Here is a 19052-nt window from a genome sequence, read left to right on the forward strand (position 1 = left end):
TCACATATATTAAAAAATAATATAGAAATGGATACAGAAAAAGCAGGTTTTCCACTTATTATTATGCTACAATTGTCAAGTGAAAAAGATTTTCCAAAAGACTTTCAAGCTAATTATCATACACATTTACTTTGTCATCGTGGTAGCCTTACCTTCGTATTTAATGATACAAAAATGAAATGTAGTGGTGGGGAATTTGTATTTTGGTTTGCCAACAGTAAATTATCAGATTTAAAATTTTCAAAGACTTTTAAAGCAACCGTTTTACTTGTAGAAAATCAATTTTTGAAAGACAATGTGCCTGACCAAAATTGGAGTATTGATGCAATATTACACTCTCGGCAGTATCCTGTTAAACAGCTCAATGATAAAAATGACAGAAAGAGAGTTTTGTCAAACTTTCATTTATTACATAATAAATTTGAGAATAAAGAACATCGTTTTTATGAAGAAAGCTTAAAGCTGCAAACAAGACTTTTTATTCTTGAAATGTGGCATACATTTGCCAATGAATATGAACGTAGAAAACGCAGTTTGGAAACAGGAACATTTTATGAAAGATTTATGCATTTAATTCAAGAACACTGCATTAAAGAGCGTGAAGTTCAATTTTATGCCGATAAACTACATATTACTGCCAAATATCTGAATTATATCAGCAAACAAAACTCTGGAATTACAGCTTCTGAATGGATTCAGCGTTATACTAAGGAACGTATTGTATTACTTTTACAGAATGAAAATATAACTATTTCTGAAATTGCTGATGAAATGGAATTCTCTAGTCGTTCATTTTTCACTCGTTACGTGAAAAAAATATTAGGTGTTACACCAAGAGAATATAGAAATCGTTTAAGATAACAAACTGCTGTATGATAGAGTCTTTTGAATGGAAATGAAGTGTGTTTCATAAACATTCAAAAAATAATTTATTTTTTTCTCTATTAGATTCGCTCACTTTTAGGTCTTAAACAATTTCAAAGTATTGATAATCAGACCTGTAAAAAACGTAATAACCTTTAGTTATAGCTTAAACTCTGTTATTTTTTCATCTACATCAAAAATATGAGGATAATGTTTTCTTAAATTATTTCTCATAAAATCTAGTGGAACATCGTCAAAATATCCATAGTCATCTGTATATTCCATAAACCGAGTACCTTGGTTATTGTATTGTTGTAAAAATGAATTGTTTTCTCCATCAAAATCTAAAGGTTCAACATTTAGTTTAACACAAAGTGATTTATTGAAGGCTGGCGACATTTTCAACCACTTGCCGTTTAGATATACATTTACCATTCCGTGTGGCGTTAGCTCGTTCGAACCAAACTTTTCTGTCAATCTTTCTACTGCGATATGATTCTTAACCTTTCCCAAATGTAATCTTGATGGAATCTCTAAAGCACGAAGGCAAGCGATTAGAAGTATTGATTTTTCTACACAGTTTCCTACTTCTTTTTGAGCAATGTAGCTCGCCTTATATTTTTCTTCTGAAAGGCTTATATCATAAGGATAATATTTCCAATTATCACGTACTTTAGTATAAACTCTGATAGCTTTTTCTTTGTTGGACAGGGCATATGTTTTAAACTCAGAAACTAGGCTCTGGATTGAGTCATCTTCAAAGTCAAGGTAATAAGTTGGTTCTAAATACTTCATTCTTGATTAATCTGTGTTCAAGGATTTTACAAAAAACACCACCAATTTAAGAAAAAATTAATGGTGTTTGCAATATATACAACTGTTTTAATTAATGACTTTTAGAGTGATATATTTCAATCATTTTATGAATCATGTTTTTCTAACCAGTTTAAAATTGCTTGATTAGTTTCATTTGGTTTTTCTTGTTGAATACAATGTCCACAATCTAAGCTAACCACCTCTACATTGGGAACAAAATCTATTAGATTTTCAGATTTAGGAATCATATCTTTTTCTCCATATATCATAAGTGTAGGATGTTGAATGACTGGGTTTATATCTGCTAATATATGCCAATTTCTGTCAAGGTTTCTGTACCAATTTATTCCTCCTGTAAACCCAGATTTCTCAAAAGCAGAAACATAAACAAGCAATTCATTTTCGCTCATAATTGGTTCTCCAAGTGGTTTTTCTGCGTTGGCAAGATTAATCATCAACATACCTGATGTTGGCATTGCAGAAGGTATGTTCTTACGAAACAAATTGTTAAGAAACTGATATTTATTTTCATATAATATAGCATCTGCTACTCCTACCTGTCGATTAAAATGAACAAAATAGTTGTCTGCTCCAAATATTTCTTCCATAAACTCTATCCAAGGTTTTTCTCCTCGCTGTTGATAAGGTAAAGCCAAGTTTATTATTTGACTTACTCGCTCAGGATGAAGTAAAGCAAGACTCCAAACAATATTTGCACCCCAGTCGTGTCCTATAAAAGTAGCTTTTTTATATCCGTAGTAGTCAAGTAAAGCAATTAGGTCTCCTGTTAGATGTTGAATGTCGTACTCTGTTATTTCAGTTGGACAAGACGAGTTTCCATAACCTCTTTGATTTGGGATGATAACATGATAACCAGCTTTTACAAGTTCAGGAATCTGAAAACGCCAAGAAAACGCATTTTCTGGAAAACCGTGACAGAGTACAATTGGTTTTCCTTTATTTTGTTTACCTGCTTCAAATACTTCAAGTTCAATACCATTGACTAAAATCATATTAGAACTTGGAAATTCGATTGATTTAATATTTTTGCTCATAATGCTTATCATTTTTTATTTACTAAATTTTTATACTACAAAAGTAAATGCAAGCAGTGACAGCCTTATGGCAAGGGTCAAAAAGAATCAATGATATTTGTCGAAATATTCTTGTAAAGTCATATTATGAGGCTCAAATTTTTCTGTTAGAATCTCCATTTTTTGAATTCTGTCTGGTCTGAAAAACCTAAATTCATTACGCAAACGACAAAATGCAATTAAATACCAATTTTCAGAATTTAGTATAGCAAATGGTTCTATCAATCTAATTGATATAGAATTTTCTTTATTGATATATTCTATTTTAACAAGGTTGTAATTAGTCAATGCATTCTGTAAATCTGATAAATTATTACTGTTTCTTTCTTGATTGATGACTTGGTTGTATTGAGTTCTATCTGTCAGTAAATTTGTTTTGTCTTTGACAGTGTATTTTAGAATTGATTTTATTTTATCAATTGCCTCTGAGTAATCCTTTATAAATGAAGCGTCATTATTTTTTAATACTAATTGTTCTGCAAGTATTAGAGCGTTTGCTTGTTTTTCGGTAAACATCACAGGTGGAATTCTATATCCATCCATTAATGTATAACCCTTACCCTCTTCTGTTAAAACTGGAACGCCAGATTGCTCTAGTGCTTTTATGTCTCGGTAAATAGTCCTTTTACTTATATTAAATTTAGTTGCTAATTCCGAAGCAGTTACAATTCGTTTAGTCTGTAATTGAATTAAGATTGCTGTTAATCTTGATAGTCTATTTGTTTCGGAATAATCCATATTAAGTATAATTCGTTTTTTTAGTGGTTCAAAACGTTGTTATATACAATTTATTATAAGGTTCTCTATACAAAAATAGAACTTTATTATACTTTTCTTAGAGTACTGGACACGAGATGAAAAGTTGTTGATGTCGCTTTGCTAAAATATCAAAAATGGTAGAAAAATGAGACATTTAGGTTCGTAGTATTACACTATGAACAAGGGAGAGTTTTAGTAACTTTTTTTCTTAACTAGCAATTGCCTAATACTAGCTAAGTGTGAAAACAAGACTATCGGAACTATGACTGTTGGAAGCCATACAAAAGGAAAGTAAGTTACTCCAATATTGGGTTGGTCAAATGCTAATTGTTGAAAGGGAGTTTGTGCACTTAGTACAGCTATTACCAATATATTAATCAATAATCCTAAACATATAATATTCCATATTAGAAGACCTGTTCGTCCTATTATTTTCTTAACAAACATGAAATAATATAGTATTGGAGCTGTAATTCCTGATATGATGTCATAATTATAGCCTTCAAAGGTCATTAAGTCAGGAATTAGCCCACCTAAAAAGATATAATAAAGAGTTATTTCCACAGGAATACGTACAATATGCAGGATAGTTAAATATTTTAGACTAAGACTATCAATAAACTTTTTGCTCTTTTTATTGGTGAAAAGTATCAAAATAAATAAAATAGCTGGAGCAAGTAGCAAAGTAAATCTCGGTGGAAATGTTCCCAGTTTTTGGTAAAATCCAGTTACTCCTAATATACCTACAAAAAGCATCCATATAATAATGCCATAAAGAGTTTTTTTATGATTAGAAGTTTTAAAAAATAACCAAACAGAAAGTAGGGTTGTAAAAATTAGCCCAAGAGATGTGAAAATTGAAATATCTGCCATTTTGTAATCTTTAATTATGAATAATCTTTATTGTGAAATTCAAAGTTAGGCAGTCAAAAATGCAATCCACTTGACAAAAGGCAAGAAAAAGCTAGGGTTATTTTTTCTTTCGTATTCTACTTAGTGTACTATCTGTAACTCCTATGTAGGAAGCTATGTATTTTAAGGGTACATATTTTACTATTTCAGGTCTTGAAGTCAGTAAGTGTTGGTAGCGTTGTTCGGCAGTTTGATTAATCATTGCATAGTTTCTCTTTTTGGACGCAATAAATTCTTTAACTAAAATAGCTCTTCCAAAATCTCTAAATGCAGGTTTATGATGAAACAGCTTGTTTAATTCTTCGTAAGAAATACGATAACCTATACAATCAGTTAGAGCTTGAATATTTGCTTCAGATTTAACTCTATTAAAAAAAGAAGTGATTTCAAAAACGATGTTATTTTCCGTAAAAATATCTGTAGTGATTTCATTTCCTTCTAAATCATAAAGAAAAACTCTCATTAATCCTTTTTGAAGAAAAAAATAGTCGTCACTAACTTTATTCTCTTCTAAAAAAAGGGAGTTTTTTTCAATTTTTGTAAAGTGAAATACATCAGCAATTTCTTCAGCTTCAATTTCATTTATTGGAATGATTTGTTGAATGAAATTTATTAATGAAGATTTATTTTTATCCATATTTCAAATTGCATCTAATGTATTTATAAACGGCAACTGCGTTCAGTTATTAAAAAAATACCACCAATTCAAAAAAAGAACTAATGGTGTTTACAATATACAAATAATTATGTATTAATAATTCAAATCAAAACTTTTATATCTGTCAGACACTTTCAGAAGTGTCAGACAGTTTAGTTGATTTAAATTATCTGACATCTAGGAAAATGTACTGACAATATTTGGAATATAATTTTTACTTTTCAGACAATTAGCTTAGTTGAATTATCTGGTATTTATGAAAGCATCTGATAATAAGATTTTCAGAATATAAATTTTAGCTTTTCCTCTGGAATCATTTGATAAGATTCTTCTAAAAAATTATCTTTATCAAAATCTATAAATTGATTTGCTAGTTCTTTGTTGCATAATGTTCCGTTTCTAAGTTTAGCATAATCTTGAAAAGAGCAAAATTCCCAATCTTCTAATTTGCTTACCAAACCTGCTTTTAATGGGTTTTGATGAATGTAGTAAAAACACGTATCAGCATAATTTGCATCTCCATCTTCCAAACTTTTAGCTATTGTCTTTGGCTTAAAAAGTGCATTTTCTCTTTTCTCTTGAACATTCACACCTTTTGCATAACTACTTAAAACAATTCGGAAAGCATTTGAAAGTCTATTCATGATTAAACTTCCAATTCTAATTTCTTCTACTGAATATTCAGTTGTGGAAATCAAAAAGTGAAAATGATTAGGCATCAAGCAGTAATTTATTATCTCACAACAAGGTGCTACATGTTTTCGAACAAATCTCAAGAAATACAAATAGTTTTCTCTATTGAAAAATAACTGATGTTTGTTATTTCCTCTATTGTAAATATGATAAAGTTGTTCAGATTGAAGATACATTTTTGTAGTTGTATTTGTTTATGTAATTGTCTGACACCTATGAAGGTGTACTGACAATCTAAAATTTTGTTTGAACTGTCAGACACTTTCAGAAGTGTCAGACAGTTCTGTATTCAAAATCAATAATTCAAATTACTCCCTAGCCATTTTTCTACTTCTTCTACTGACATATTTTTACGTTTTGCATAATCCTCTATTTGGTCTTTGCTGATTCTGCCTACTCCAAAATAAATAGATTCTGGGTGGGAGAAATACAAGCCTGAAACGGAAGCCGTCGGTAGCATCGCAAGGCTCTCGGTGAGTTCTATGCCTGTGTTGTCGGTGGCTTTCAAGAGGTCGAAGAGGAGCGTTTTTTCGGTGTGGTCTGGGTTGGCAGGATAACCGGGGGCAGGACGAATTCCTACATATTTTTCTCTTATGATGTCCTCATCACTTAGATTTTCGTTTTTAGCGTAGCCCCAAAGCTGTGTACGGACTTGCTTGTGCATCAGTTCGGCAAAGGCTTCGGCTAGTCTATCGGCTAAGGCTTGTAGCATAATCTTGCTATAATCGTCGTTTTTAGCTTCAAACTGTTTGAGTTTTTTCTCAATGCCTACGCCTGTCGTAACAGCAAAAAGACCTAAGTAATCTTTCTTGCCAGTCTCTTTTGGTGCGATGAAGTCCGAAACGGAAAGATTTGGTGTTTTGCCTGTTTTTTCTTGCTGCTGACGAAGGTTTCTAAAGTGTGTCAAGACTTCAGTACGCTCGTCGTTGGTGTAGATTTCAATATCATCATCATTTACCACATTGGCAGGATAAAAACCTATTGCTCCGTTTGCTGTCAGCCAACGCCCAGTAATGATTTGGTCTAGCATTTTTTGAGCATCATTGTAGAGTTTTTGAGCTTCTACACCGTGTTTTTTATTATCAAAAATACGTGGAAATGCTCCTTTTAGTCCCCAAGTCATGAAAAACGGACTCCAATCGATATATTCTCTAATCTCACTCAAATCATAGTTTTTGAAATAACGGTTTCCTAAAAATGTAGGCTCGGTAATTTCAGTCTTTTCCCAATCGATTTTGAGTTTGTTTTTTCTTGCTTCTTCAATGGAAACATATTTTACTTCCATTTGTCGTTTGGCGTGGTCTTCGGCAAGTTGCTGATATTCGTCTTTTACCGTTTTTGAAAACTCTTCTTTTGCCTCATCGCTTAAAAGATTAGACATTACTGGAACTGCTTTTGAAGCATCTACCACGTGAACTACCGAACCCGAATAACTAGGCGCAATCTTGACAGCTGTATGAATGCGTGAAGTAGTCGCTCCACCAATCAGAACAGGAAGTTTCAGACCTTGTTTTTCCATTTGTTGAGCCACAAAAACCATTTCATCTAGCGATGGCGTAATCAGTCCACTAAGTCCAATTACATCAACACCATGATTGACAGCTTCTTGCAAAATCTTATCAGCAGGAACCATTACACCCAAATCAACTACATCATAATTGTTGCACGCCAAAACAACCCCAACAATATTTTTTCCAATATCATGAACATCACCTTTTACAGTGGCTAACAAAATTTTTCCATTTTTCTTGACTTCGTGTCCTGCATCGATGAGTTTTTGTTTTTCAGCTTCCAAAAAAGGCACTAAATGAGCAACAGCTTGTTTCATCACACGAGCAGATTTCACTACCTGTGGTAAGAACATTTTTCCTTCTCCAAACAAATCTCCTACGACGTTCATTCCGTCCATCAAAGCTCCTTCAATAACGTGCAAAGGATGTTCTGCCTTTTGTCTTGCTTCTTCTGTGTCTTCAATGATATAATCTGTAATTCCATTTACCAAAGAATATTCTAGGCGTTTTTCTACTGAATTTTCTCGCCACGTTTCGTCTTTTACTCGTTTTTTGCCTTCTCCACGGTATTTTTCAGCAATATCAACTAAAAGTTCTGTTCCGTTTTCTGGATTTTTATTCAGCACAACGTCCTCAACATACTTTAAAAGCTCTTTATCTACGTTGTCATAGACTTCCAACATTCCAGCATTTACAATACCCATATCCATACCTTTTTTGATGGCATGGTACAAAAATACAGCGTGGATAGCTTCACGAACTACGTCGTTTCCTCTAAAAGAAAAGGATACATTACTCACTCCTCCACTTACTTTTGCGTGAGGAAGATTTTTCTTAATCCATTCAGTAGCTTGAATAAAATCAACAGCATAATTGTTATGCTCTTCGATTCCTGTGGCGATAGCAAAAATATTTGGGTCAAAGATTAAATCCTCTGGAGGGAAACCGAGTTCGTTTACCCAAACATCATAACTGCGTTTACAGATTTCAATTTTTCTTTCGAAAGTATCAGCTTGTCCGTCTTCATCAAAAGCCATCACAATGACAGCAGCTCCATAACGACGTACAAGACGAGCTTGTTCTATGAATTTTTCTTTGCCTTCTTTTAATGAAATTGAATTTACAACACCTTTTCCTTGTACGCATTTCAGACCTGCTTCAATAATTTCCCATTTTGAGGAATCTATCATAATTGGAAGGCGTGCAATATCTGGCTCTGATGCCAAAAGATTGAGGAAATGAACCATAGCAGCCTTTGAATCTAGCATTCCTTCATCCATATTGATGTCGATGATTTGTGCGCCTCCTTCTACTTGTTGGCGTGCTACTTCTAAGGCTTCATCAAATTTCTTTTCTTTGATAAGACGAGCAAATTTTCTTGAACCTGTTACGTTTGTTCTCTCTCCGACGTTTACAAAATTGGTGTTTTCATCTATCGTAACGGCTTCTAATCCAGACAAACGCATAGCCGTTTTGTGTTTCGGGATTTTGCGAGGTTCATATTTAGCTACTTCTTCGGCAATGGCTTGAATGTGGTCTGGCGTAGTTCCACAGCAACCTCCAACAATATTGAAAAGTCCTTCGCTTGCAAAATCTTCTAAAAGTCTTGACATTTGTGTAGCCGTTTCGTCGTACTCTCCAAATTCATTTGGTAATCCTGCATTTGGATAACAAGAAACATAACAATTAGCTACCCTTGAAAGCTCACGCATATACGGTTTCATTAGTGCAGCACCTAAGGCACAATTCAAACCCACAGAAATAATATTGGCGTGAGCAATAGAATTATAAAATGCTTCAGTTGTTTGCCCAGAAAGAGTACGTCCACTAGCATCAGTAATTGTACCTGAAACCATAATTGGCAAACGGTCTTGTTGTGGAATATTTCTATCATCAAAGTACTTTTCTACAGCAAAAAGAGCTGCTTTACAATTTAAAGTATCAAAAACAGTTTCTATCAAAATCAAATCCACACCACCATCAACTAAGCCACGCACTTGTTCATAGTAGGCTGTTACGAGTTCATCAAAAGTTACAGCACGATATGCAGGGTCGTTTACATCTGGCGAAATAGAGGCTGTTCTATTTGTTGGTCCCATTGCACCAGCCACAAAACGAGGTTTTGTCTTGTGTTCTACTCCTCCAAATTCGGCAGCTGCTTCTTTGGCTAGTTTGGCTGATTCGTAATTGAGTTCATACGCCAGTTCTTCCATTCCATAATCAGCCATAGCGATTGTGGTGGCACTAAATGTATTGGTTTCTACAATATCAGAACCTGCTTCAAAATATTTTTTATGAATATCTCTAATAATATCTGGTTGTGTGATGGAAAGAAGGTCGTTATTTCCTTTTACATCTTGTTTCCAATCTTTAAAACGCTCGCTTCTAAAATCTTCTTCTTCTAATTTGTGGCGTTGAATCATTGTTCCCATCGCACCATCCAAAACTAGAATGCGTTCTTGAAGATGTTTTTTGATGAGATTTTGTATGTTGATAGTAGTTTCTGTATTCATATCTGGATGGTATTTTTACAATTCTGTATGGGAATATTGTTTTTTGTCAAAGGCGAGTTCTTGTCTTACGAACGACTATGAATCATTACAGCGTTCAGACTAGATACTAAGTTATGTAACTCCGTTTAAAAAACATACTTGCCTTAAAAGACAAGTATGTTAGATGGTAGAGTACTGGACATGTATAAACTGTCGTTTAGGTTTGTAGCATTAAATTAACCTAAACAACGACTATAGGTCTTACTACTCAGATTCAAAAATAAACTCCTGTAGGTCATTTTCAGTCCACGTGAGGTTGAATCTATCTTCTATAATTCCGAAACCTATTTTTTCAGAACTATCTGGAAATTGTAGTGTGCCAGAATATCCAGATATTTCGTCATCTACGTATTCTTGATCGACGATAGTGAGCTTGACTTTCTCTTCATTTTGCACATTCCAATACCAAATTTCTAATAATTGATGAGATTCTTGATCTACTTTAACTTCTATCCATTCACTGACCATATTTGGGCGATAACCATCAGAACGATAAATGTCAGTTAGATTTTTGTCTTCCTCTGCTTCTGTAACAGCAGTCGTAGTTATTTCAACATTTTCTTGCGTGTTTACCGTAGCGATACTATCAGAGGTTTCTGTATTTTCTTCAGAAGAAGAGTTAGTAGAAACTTGACAAGAAAAACACATAAAAGCAATAAAAAAAAGTAGTTGTAAGGAAAAAACAATTTGTTTCATTTTTGTAATTTTAATTAAATAAAAAGTAATAAATCACGTAGTAGTTTTTTATCTATACAGAAACAGCCTTTGCAGGATTACCTAAAACGGTTTCTTTAGCTTTAATGTTACTTAAAACTACACTTCCTGCTCCAACTCTTGCACCTTTTCCTATCGTAACGCCTGCAATTATGGTTACACCATTGCCAATAAAAACATCTTCTTCAATTTTTACGCCTGCGCCGATATTTGCTCCAATGCCGATTTGAGTAAAATTAGCTATCTCTACATCATAATCTAAAGTAGCATTTGCGCCAATAATACAGCTTGTTCCGATTTTTGCATTTGCACCTATCATCGTTCCCATTCCTATCATTGTTCCATAACCCATTGTAGCATCGTCTGCAATATGCGCTGTGGAATGAACAGCAATAGCTGGATATTTTTTTCTTTGTTTATGGATTTTCTTGATAAGTCTTTTTCTATCTGAGCTGTTTTCTATGGCTACGAAATAATCGCATTTATCATTGATGAGATTGAGCATATCTTCATCATCTGAACTTCCCATAATTGAAACATGATTGATTTCACTAATTTGAGCATCTTCTTTGTATTCTTCATCAAGAAAACAATAGATTACATTATCTGTACTTTGCAAGACTTCTAAAGCTACTTTTCCAAGTCCTTTTGCTCCAACAATAATCAGAGGTAAAATAGGGGGTAATTCGTTTGGTTCAGTAGGAAGAGAATGAATATCCATAAATGATGAGTGTAGTTTAACTTTATTTCGATAAAGAATGGAATTTTAAAGTAACAAAGATACTCTATTTTTATGTGAAGGCATAAAATTGTGTGTGGACATAAAAAAAACTCTTCCAGTTGAAAAATGGGAAGAGTTTTCTCAATATTCTTAAAAAGTGTAACTGAATAGCTAAAAAATAAGAAGCTCTAAAAAATTGATTTCTAAGAAATCTGAGCTTACTTACTACCCAAGTTTTGACTTTTCTATGTTATGTTTCTAAAAAATGAAGTTTCTGTAAAAAATTTTGAGATACTACCTTTCCTTTTAGCCTCAATCAGAATCTTGTAGAAACGATTACATATTATTTTGATTTACTTACTCGCTTTATATATTTCAAAGGCTTTACCAATGCCAAAACAATCTAAGAAATAATTATATTTTTTGATAAAATGCTGTTTATAGCTCATATAAAGCGATTTTTGTTTTCCTACTCAAAAGAGTAATATTCTGATTTTACCATTATGAAAAACCTTAATTTTCATAATGAAAAGAATTTCCTAATTTTTAAAAGGTATAAAATAAAACAGCAGCGTTCAGAAACCGTTCTACGTATAGATGATAAATAGCAAAAAATACAATGAGAAAATACTTGATACTTTTTGGGGCTATCTTCATTTTTGCCTGTACAGAAAAAGAAAACCCAACGCCTAAAGAAGAACTAACAGGAAAATATCCTACCGAAGAACTCCTCTACTTTGGAGATGCTGACCTTCCAACAGATAATATCACAACTTATGAAGGTGTAGAATTAGGAAGAAAGCTTTTTTATGATAAACGTCTTTCTTCGGATAAGACAATTTCTTGCGCCAGTTGTCATAGACAAGAATTAGCCTTTACGGATGGAAGAGCAAAAAGTATTGGCGTAAATGGAGCAGAAATGCCTGTTAGTGCGATGTCTTTGGTTAATTTGACTTGGAATAGCCGACTGACGTGGGATGGAAAAAGCCAAACATTAGAAAAACAAGCCATTTTGCCAATGAAAAATCATTTGGAAATGAATCAAGAAGCAGAAATTACAGCTCAAATTCTGTCAGAAACAGAAGAATATCCACCACTTTTTGAAAAAGCCTTTGGAAGTAGAGAAATTACACCAACACAAATAACAAAAGCCTTAGCGCAGTTTCAGCGAACACTCATCAGCAACAATTCAAACTACGATAAGTATCTAAGAGGAGAATATCAGCCCACCGAATCAGAACTTAGAGGCATAGAATTATTTTTTACACATCCAGATGCAGAACAAGGAATCCGTGGAGGAAATTGTGGCGATTGTCATTTGGGCTCGCTCACTTCTGGTAGTACAATAGGTTTTGAAGGCTTACACAACAACGGTTTAGACAATGATGAAAATTTAAAAGATGGATTATTTGCCGTTACACAGAGTCGTTTTGATAAAGGAAAATTCAGAACGCCATCGCTTCGAAATATCGCTCTTACAGCTCCTTATATGCACGATGGAAGGTTTCGAACCTTAGAAGAAGTCATTGAACATTATGATAATGGTGTCAAAAAAAGCCAAACGCTTTCTTCACTTATTACGGCTGCCAGCAATGATTTTATTACTGACCCAAATGGAGAAGTTTATTTAGCTCTCACAGAACAAGAGAAAAAAGATATAATTGCATTTTTAAATATGCTTACTGATGACGAATTTATTACGAATCCAGCTTTTAGCAGACCAAAGTAAATTTCATTAAGCCTCGTTGAGGTCAGAATCGTCAACAAGGAAAAAACAATTTATCGCTTGCTAATTTTATTTAGTGTAACCATTTTTTGACGACTACATTTAAAACGCTTTAAATCGTCTGCTGCTTTTGCCTTATGTTTCGTTTTTCTACCTTGTACACGCTTGCGCCACATTTGGAATGAAGAAGGTTTCATTTCTCTTCGCATAAGTGTAATGGTTTCTTTTTCTGTAATTCCAAATTGAGAAAGAATAGCATCAAAAGGAGTTCGGTCTTCCCACGCCATTTCTATAATTCTGTCTGTGTCTCGCTCTGAAAGTTGTTTTAGCTTTTTCATAGTGGTTGAAATGTAAAGTCTAAGGTTGTTGGTGTCGCTTGCAATAAAATACCAAACAATGGTATTGGATTCTTTTCTTACTCAAATCTTTTGTGACAAAAAAAAGTTTGCATAAATCTTTATACAAACTTCGTTAATCTAATTTTTAAGTAGTTGAGTAGTACAATTTAGTTTATAAAAACTATTGTCAAGGTCTGTTTTTTTCTTCGAAAAGACCCTTGACAAAGTTAAAATTCAACATTTTATAAAATTGCACTAGCTTTTGAAAATAACAAAATTATACCAGCTAACTACTTAAAGTAATTCTACTTCAATTTTTCATTGGCTGGACGATTAGAATAAAGTGCTGTAATTTCATTTCTTTGAGCGCACAAGACAGCTTTTTTGTTGATGGCTGCAATAGGAAATTTTATCATGTCGTAGTCATTGACTAAAATGGTAAGCCAATCTTGTCTATCATAATCTTTATCCTTAATTTTTTCATCGTATTTTTCATGTTGTTCATCAAAGAGTTCTTTGGGTTCTAGGTTGAGCCAATCTAGAAGTGTTTGCCACATTGTATTTGTGAGGTCTTGCAGTTCCATCTCACGTACAAACTCAGCAATTCCTTTGGCCTCGGTACGCCTTTCTTCCCAGTTTTTTTGATTTTTGTGATAGATAAATACCAATTCTTGAGGCTGTATTGAGATAGTTTCCATAGTTTCGTCTTTAATTGAGTCGTGTTCCATAATAGATTAAAAAGTATAGGTTAAAAATATCATAACACTATGAAACGAAAAAAGTTATTACAGAAAGTATAGACAACTTATTAGTTTTTCAGTTCTCTGATTTGCTCAATTATTTCACTTGGTCTTAAATATGTATTTCGTTTAAATTCTTTATAACTCTCTGAAGCATCAGAAAGGTTGATAGCATAATAAGACCAGTCGTAAAGTTGCCATTTTAGTCCTCTAGCAACAGTCATACTATCAATTTCTCTTTCATACTTTGCTTTTGCCTTATCACTTGTATATGCCCAAAGACGCTCCAAAACACCTCCAAAAGTACGGTTTTGATAATCTATAAAATGACTAAACTCGTGGGCAAAAATTCCTATTCTAGCATTAAAAGGCACTTCATCAATCGTAATCATTCCCTTTTTTTGACTGTTATTGATACGAACAGTGTAACTTCTTTTTTTCCTTGATTTGAAGCAAAGTGAAGCAATCGTAGGGCGTGCATTTAACGTTGTAGAAATTTCGCACTCTTTAAAATCTATGGGTGTATCAATAAGTTCTGGATAATACGAAAGTGCAATCAGGATAGCAGAGCGATATTTTTGAGGAATATTTTTGTGCTGCCCATATATCTTTTCCAAACTATCTATTGTACGACTCTCTTCTAAGCTATCCATCGCAAATAAACTGTAATAAGATACAGGGTTTGGCGTATGTAATGTGTGGTTGTGTTCAGATGAGCAAAGATTTTTTTGAGCGACAGAGTAGTTTGAAAAACAATAAATAATAAAGAAAAGAAATGTGAGTTTGATAGACATAAGATAGTAAGAAGTATATAAGAGTGTTTTTTATATATAAAATGCAAATATCACGCTAAAAGTTCCGATTATAATTCTGAAATATAATTTTTTATCAGAATAATATTCTTTGTGTATTTATAACTCTAACAATGAAGTTAGATTTTTCTAACTTTGTAATTATGGATAAAATAATAGATTTCTTATTGCTCACAGAGCCAAATACACGTTATGTAGTTTTGGGTTCGATACTTTTAGGAGCGAGTTCAGCAATTGTAGGCTGTTTTACATTTTTGCAAAAACGTGCTTTGGTGGGTGATGCTGTGGCACATTCGGTTTTACCAGGTGTTTGTGGTGCTTTCTTAATGGCTGGAACTAAAAATCCTTTGTTTTTGATTTTAGGGGCTTTTGTTTCAGGTTGGCTTTCGATTATCTGTATGAATCTTATTACAAAATACAGTAAGCTCAAAGAAGATACGGCTGTTGCGCTGATTTTGTCTGTTTTTTTTGGTTTTGGCGTGATGCTTCTTACTTATATTCAACAGTCTGGAAATGCTGCACAATCTGGCTTAGAGGGATTTTTGTTTGGAAAAGCTGCCGCTCTTGTGGGTAGCGATGTTTGGGTTTTTGGAGGGTTAGCTGCCTTAATGCTAGTTTTGGTTGGACTTTTTTACAAAGAATTTATTATCGTCATTTTTCACAAAAGTTTTGCTCAAACAATAGGACTTCCTATTACTGCAATTGAAATTTTACTCACTACACTTACCGTTTTGGCTGTCGTGGTAGGGATTCAGTCTGTGGGGGTAGTTCTGATGGCTGCTATGCTAGTTACACCTGCTGCTGCTGCTCGTTTTTGGACAGACAAATTACACAAAATGCTATTTATTGCAGCCAGTTTTGGAGCGTTGGCTGCTATTGGAGGCGCTTTTGTTTCATATATCCAAACACAAATGCCAACAGGACCTTGGATTGTTTTGGTAGCTTCTGCAATCGCAATGTTTTCATTTTTCTTTGCACCCAAAAAAGGAATTGTGGCACGACGAAGACGACAATATCTGTACAAAAAACAGATTTTGGAAGAGAATATTTTGAAAGCAATATATCATGATATAGAAAGAAGTTCTACTCAAAAAACTATCTCATCTTTAGAAGATATTGGCATACAAAGGCAATTCAAAACTGTTCTTTTGAAAAAAGCATTAAAAAAACTCACAAAAAAGCAACTCATCGAACAAGTAGAAAGGGGTTGGAGACTAACAGAAAAAGGTAACACAAAAGCTAGAAGACTTGTAAAACTACATCGTCTGTGGGAATTATATTTGACAGAGTTTGTGCGCCTTGCACCAGACCACGTACACGAAGCAGCCGAAGCCTTAGAACATATCTTAACGCCAGAAATAGAAGCACAATTAGAAGCCAACCTAAAATATCCACAAAAAGACCCTCACGATAGCGATATTCCATACTGATTATTTTGTAAGAGATAATGCATGTGTTATCTCTACTTTGCAAAATATCTTCAATAAAAAAACTGACTACTTTTTTAGCAGTCAGTTTTTTGTAAGGAAATATGAAATTTAATTATCCATTAACGAAGTATGGCTGCAATTTCTTCTTTTCCACCCATTACAGTCTCGGCATCGTCTATAAACACTTTACCACCGTTTTTGAGCGTATAATAGGCAGCTTCATTATAAAGACATTCGTCGCCTCTATTGGTTCTGACTTTGTAATTTTCTTTGTCAAACTCTCCCCAACGGTGTCCATTACCAACAAAGAGCGTATCTATTCGTCCTTCATAAGCAGCTTCTACTACATCGGCAATTTCTGAAACTGTTTGACTCTGACTAGAGTTGTATTCTTCTACTTTTTTGTTTCTATTTTCTGAAAAACGAAGTCGCATAGTAGGATGTACAGCATCAAAAATTTCTTTTTCCGAACTCTCATCAAAGTTTTTAGTAAACTGGTGTGCAATTAGGTTCGGATATGTATTTGCATCTTCATAAATGGCGTGCATTCTCTCATAACCTACCAAAACTAAAGGCACATAACTACCTCCTGTATTGATTGCAGGACGGATAGCTTCATCTATTTTTCTAAAAAACTCAAAGACAAATTCTTTTTCTCGGTCTTCTATTGGTGCGCTGGCGTGTGTTACGCTGCTATTATTGGGACGGCTTTGAGGTTCTTTTTCCACATCGTAATACTTTGTTACTTCGCTAATATCTTTTGGCATATCACAAGCCACCCTAGAAATACCACCATTAGCTACCATAAATAAGATAGGTTTTTCTTGAGAAAGACGCAAGATGTAATACATGTTGTCGTTGTCTTCCATCTGTCTCATGAGTTCCTTTACGTGCATACGACCATTGACAACATTGTGTGCTTCTACTTCGTAAGGAATAGAAACTGTTTTGAAAAAGTTATCTCCTAAAAAGATTCCTAATCCTTGTTTTTGGTTTGACCAAAAAGTTCTATCATCTAAAAGGTTGCGAACAGGCTTTAAATACTCATTAATTTCGTTTTCTAAAAGACCTTTTCTTTGAAGTTTGCCTTCAACTTCTTTAATTTGATTCTTCAAATTTAGTCTATCGTGTCCTTCCTTCACTTGATGTCCTTTCTGATGTGTAGGAATATAAATACTGATACAATGTTCAGATTTTTTTGAGGCGAGTTCTATTATTTCGTTGCGATTCATATCTTGTAAAAAATTAAGGTTAAAAAATGATTGTCAATGTGTTTTTATTGACTAAACTATACTATTAATAACATAAAAACTGCTTAAATGTTTAATAAAATAGGCATATAGCACTGTTTATAGAGTACTGGACATGAGATAAAAAGTTGTTGGTGTCGCTATGCTAAAACACCAACGAACGGTATTTTTTCCCTGTTCTGTGGCTCACAGAACAGCAAATATCTGTTCATGTCCAGTACTCTACACTGTTTAATAAAGTAACTTACAACCTATCAAAACCAAATTTATCTTATGTCATTAGCAGTCTTATTACATGCCATTGGTACGATTCCACTTTTTGCGTCTCGTGCTTTTCTACCTGCTTTCCTTACTTCCTTACTTTTTCGATTTCCAAATTTGTTTCCTTTTACAGAAGTGGATGCCCCATCGGCTGAACTCTTTATTACCAAAACTCCAGTTATCATTGTGTTAGGTATTTTGGCAGTTTTGGAGATTTTGGCAGATAAAAACACAGATATAAAAGCAATATGGCTACAAGGAGAACCTTTTTTAAAGCCTCTGATTTATGCGATTATGCTTTTGGGAGTAGTGGATAATGATTCGGAAGCAATTATGCAGGGAATTTATATGCAGGCTGGAATGGGAGATTACATAATGATTTTCTTTACAGCTGGTGCTGTATATGGACTAACTGTGCTGAGAGCTTCCATACAACAGTGGCTTTTAGAAGTTGATAGTGATGGTAGTCTTTTCCTTCATTATATTTTTTCTAGCATTGAAGATACGTTTGTCTTTTTTGGATTTCTATGGCTTATGATAAGTGGTGTTTCTGCTATTATCTTTTTTGCGATAGTAGTAGGTATTTTATATTTATGGCAACAAAAAATTAAAGCTAATGAAGAAAAGCAAAAGGTAACTTGTTTTTCTTGTAATCATAAAAACTCTCCTTTTGCCTTGGAATGTAGCAACTGTCATACGCCACAAGATAAAGTCTATAAAATAGGTTTCTTGGGTCAGAAAAAAGATACACAAATAGATAAAGAAACAAGTGATAGAAAAAAACATGCACTTACTCTACTCTCACAAGAACGCTGTGGATTTTGTGCTACCAAAACAAGTAAAAAAACGTGTCCTGCTTGTAAAAAAGAGCATATTTTGAACAGTTCAGAAAATAGAAAGGCTTATGTGATGTTTGTCCAAAAACGCTATGCCATGTGGCTTCCTCTAAGTATCGCACTTGGGTTTATTCCAATTGTAGGTATTGCTATTGCTGTTATGGGAGCTAATTTATATGTTTTTGCTCCTCTTAAAAGGCAGATTCCGACAGTAAAAGCAGTTGGTGTTCAGATTCTGACCAAGTTACTTATCTTTCTTGTGATATTTTTTGGTTCGATTGCAGGGTTTGTTGTAGCTCCTCTTTATTGTTCGATACGATTTTTTGTTTGGAGAACGGCTTTTGTGAAGCATTGGAAGTGAGAAA

The 19052-nt window shown here is 33.7% G+C and carries 17 protein-coding genes; 4 read left to right on the forward strand and 13 right to left on the reverse strand.

Features of this window, described 5'->3' with window-relative positions:
- Positions 1-27: 27 nt before the first annotated feature.
- Positions 28-861: a helix-turn-helix domain-containing protein gene (locus tag QZ659_RS12300; RefSeq protein WP_291726123.1), complete on the forward strand. Its 834-nt coding sequence runs from the start codon at positions 28-30 to the stop codon at positions 859-861.
- Positions 862-1023: 162 nt separating this feature from the next.
- On the opposite strand, the gene QZ659_RS12305 is transcribed toward QZ659_RS12300, so the two are convergent.
- The 9 genes from QZ659_RS12305 to QZ659_RS12345 form a co-directional block, all read right to left on the reverse strand.
- Positions 1024-1659, reverse strand: a complete 636-nt coding sequence (locus QZ659_RS12305; RefSeq protein ID WP_291726124.1) for a transglutaminase-like domain-containing protein — start codon at positions 1657-1659, stop codon at positions 1024-1026.
- 125 nt (positions 1660-1784) lie between these two features.
- Positions 1785-2735 carry an alpha/beta fold hydrolase gene (locus QZ659_RS12310; RefSeq protein WP_291726125.1) on the reverse strand — a complete coding sequence of 317 codons (951 nt, stop codon included), beginning with the start codon at positions 2733-2735 and terminating at the stop codon, positions 1785-1787.
- Positions 2736-2822: 87 nt separating this feature from the next.
- A complete protein-coding gene (locus QZ659_RS12315; protein WP_291726126.1) occupies positions 2823-3512 on the reverse strand; it encodes a helix-turn-helix transcriptional regulator in 690 nt (229 codons plus the stop codon).
- A 213-nt stretch (positions 3513-3725) separates the two neighbouring features.
- Positions 3726-4406: a hypothetical protein gene (locus QZ659_RS12320; RefSeq protein WP_291726127.1), complete on the reverse strand. Its 681-nt coding sequence runs from the start codon at positions 4404-4406 to the stop codon at positions 3726-3728.
- A gap of 97 nt (positions 4407-4503) precedes the next feature.
- Positions 4504-5082, reverse strand: coding sequence for a Crp/Fnr family transcriptional regulator (locus tag QZ659_RS12325; protein WP_291726128.1), 579 nt, complete (start codon positions 5080-5082; stop codon positions 4504-4506).
- Positions 5083-5384: 302 nt separating this feature from the next.
- Positions 5385-5972, reverse strand: a complete 588-nt coding sequence (locus tag QZ659_RS12330; RefSeq protein ID WP_291726129.1) for a transposase — start codon at positions 5970-5972, stop codon at positions 5385-5387.
- Positions 5973-6091: 119 nt separating this feature from the next.
- Positions 6092-9820: a methionine synthase gene (metH, locus tag QZ659_RS12335; protein WP_291726130.1), complete on the reverse strand. Its 3729-nt coding sequence runs from the start codon at positions 9818-9820 to the stop codon at positions 6092-6094.
- A gap of 243 nt (positions 9821-10063) precedes the next feature.
- On the reverse strand, positions 10064-10555 hold the full coding sequence (locus tag QZ659_RS12340) for a hypothetical protein (protein ID WP_291726131.1): 492 nt from the start codon (positions 10553-10555) through the stop codon (positions 10064-10066).
- 52 nt (positions 10556-10607) lie between these two features.
- On the reverse strand, positions 10608-11294 hold the full coding sequence (locus QZ659_RS12345) for a NeuD/PglB/VioB family sugar acetyltransferase (protein WP_291726132.1): 687 nt from the start codon (positions 11292-11294) through the stop codon (positions 10608-10610).
- A gap of 619 nt (positions 11295-11913) precedes the next feature.
- On the opposite strand from QZ659_RS12345, the gene QZ659_RS12350 reads away from it, so the two are divergent.
- Complete coding sequence (locus QZ659_RS12350; RefSeq protein WP_291726133.1) at positions 11914-13023, forward strand: cytochrome-c peroxidase; 1110 nt, start codon at positions 11914-11916, stop codon at positions 13021-13023.
- A 50-nt stretch (positions 13024-13073) separates the two neighbouring features.
- Here QZ659_RS12350 and QZ659_RS12355 read toward each other — a convergent pair whose 3' ends face one another.
- The 3 genes from QZ659_RS12355 to QZ659_RS12365 all read right to left on the reverse strand — a co-directional run bounded on the left by QZ659_RS12355 (position 13074) and on the right by QZ659_RS12365 (position 14892).
- A complete protein-coding gene (locus QZ659_RS12355; protein WP_291726134.1) occupies positions 13074-13358 on the reverse strand; it encodes a TIGR03643 family protein in 285 nt (94 codons plus the stop codon).
- Between the two features lie 305 nt (positions 13359-13663).
- A complete protein-coding gene (locus tag QZ659_RS12360) occupies positions 13664-14086 on the reverse strand; it encodes an arsenate reductase family protein (protein ID WP_291726135.1) in 423 nt (140 codons plus the stop codon).
- 80 nt (positions 14087-14166) lie between these two features.
- Positions 14167-14892, reverse strand: a complete 726-nt coding sequence (locus QZ659_RS12365) for a hypothetical protein (protein WP_291726136.1) — start codon at positions 14890-14892, stop codon at positions 14167-14169.
- A gap of 131 nt (positions 14893-15023) precedes the next feature.
- Here QZ659_RS12365 and QZ659_RS12370 point away from each other — a divergent pair, with 131 nt between their 5' ends.
- Positions 15024-16340, forward strand: a complete 1317-nt coding sequence (locus tag QZ659_RS12370) for a metal ABC transporter permease (protein ID WP_366935867.1) — start codon at positions 15024-15026, stop codon at positions 16338-16340.
- Between the two features lie 119 nt (positions 16341-16459).
- Here QZ659_RS12370 and QZ659_RS12375 read toward each other — a convergent pair whose 3' ends face one another.
- Positions 16460-17572: a hypothetical protein gene (locus QZ659_RS12375; RefSeq protein WP_291726137.1), complete on the reverse strand. Its 1113-nt coding sequence runs from the start codon at positions 17570-17572 to the stop codon at positions 16460-16462.
- A gap of 291 nt (positions 17573-17863) precedes the next feature.
- Here QZ659_RS12375 and QZ659_RS12380 point away from each other — a divergent pair, with 291 nt between their 5' ends.
- Positions 17864-19048, forward strand: a complete 1185-nt coding sequence (locus QZ659_RS12380) for a hypothetical protein (protein ID WP_291726138.1) — start codon at positions 17864-17866, stop codon at positions 19046-19048.
- Positions 19049-19052 lie beyond the last annotated feature (4 nt).

It is taken from the genome of Bernardetia sp. (assembly GCF_020630935.1).
Lineage (GTDB): Bacteria > Bacteroidota > Bacteroidia > Cytophagales > Bernardetiaceae > Bernardetia.